The organism is Aquimarina hainanensis (assembly GCF_042684685.1).
In the GTDB taxonomy this organism is placed as follows: Bacteria; Bacteroidota; Bacteroidia; order Flavobacteriales; family Flavobacteriaceae; genus Aquimarina; species Aquimarina hainanensis.
Genome location: NZ_JBHULX010000031.1, coordinates 1,420 through 2,427, shown reverse-complemented (window position 1 = coordinate 2,427; position 1,008 = coordinate 1,420). Strand labels below are relative to the sequence as shown.

Sequence of the window (1,008 nt, the reverse complement as noted above, 5' to 3'; positions counted from 1 at the left end):
CAAGCAGTTCCATTGTCACTAGTTCCTCTTGTAATCAAAAAACCATAGGCATCCATATCTAATTTTCTCTCTTTAATAAGTTTTAAAATATCTTCCCAAGTAAACTTATAAGGTGCATCATAATCAGTTTCTTTTACTAAATTACCCTGTTCATCATATTCTTTCCAAATTCCTTTTAAAAAATCATCTGGAAAAAATTCCCCCGTAACTTTTAACGTACCGTCTTTATAATATTTGTTATATACTTGAAAAAAATCATTTTGCTTCGTTATAGTTTCTTCATAACCAAATTGCCAAGTACTTTGTTCTACTTTAGTACTATCTTTAGAAATATAAGTATATCGGTTATTTATCTTGTTTTTGTTAAATTGCTCTACATCAAAAGTTTTCATAGTGTTTTGTTTTTGCGCAGAACAAGAAACTAACACCATAAAAAAGAATAGTAACAGAATATTTTTTTATTCATCATCGTAATCCCCATCAGCAGGATAGTCTATTTCTGCTTCTCTAGTAATCTTTCCAGTTATTCCATCAATATTAATTACTCCCAGTTTATCATGAGTTTTAGGTTTATCATAAACAATAGCCCATGAGGTTCCTTTTTCGCTACTCCCTCTAATCACTCTAAATTGTTCATGAGACATATCAATTTTCCTTTCTTTAATTAGTTCCAAAACATTTTCCCAAGTAAACTTATAAGGTGCATCATAATCAGTTTCTTTTACTAAATTACCCTGTTCATCATATTCTTTCCAAATTCCTTTTTCAAAATCGTTAAAAAATTTTAATCCATCAATTTTTATTTTTCCATTGTGATGAAAAACTCTGTACTCTTGAAAAAAATTATTGGGATGTGTTATTACCTCAATATAATTTGTATAAATACCATCTCCTCCAGCATCAAATTGTCTTATGTAGGTACTATCTTTTAAATAATATCCATCATAACCAGGGTTTTTCTTTTTTTTATTATATGCTTCAATATCAAAAGTTTTCATGATGTTTTGT

General features: G+C 28.4%; 2 protein-coding genes. Both read right to left on the bottom strand.

Annotated elements, in window-relative coordinates; genetic code table 11:
- Window positions 1-392 (bottom strand): hypothetical protein (locus tag ACFSTE_RS15735; RefSeq protein WP_378298259.1); only part of this gene is annotated, 392 nt, incomplete at its 3' end.
- A 66-nt stretch (window positions 393-458) separates the two neighbouring features.
- On the bottom strand, window positions 459-1,008 hold a 550-nt coding region (locus ACFSTE_RS15730; protein WP_378298257.1), incomplete at its 5' end, for a hypothetical protein.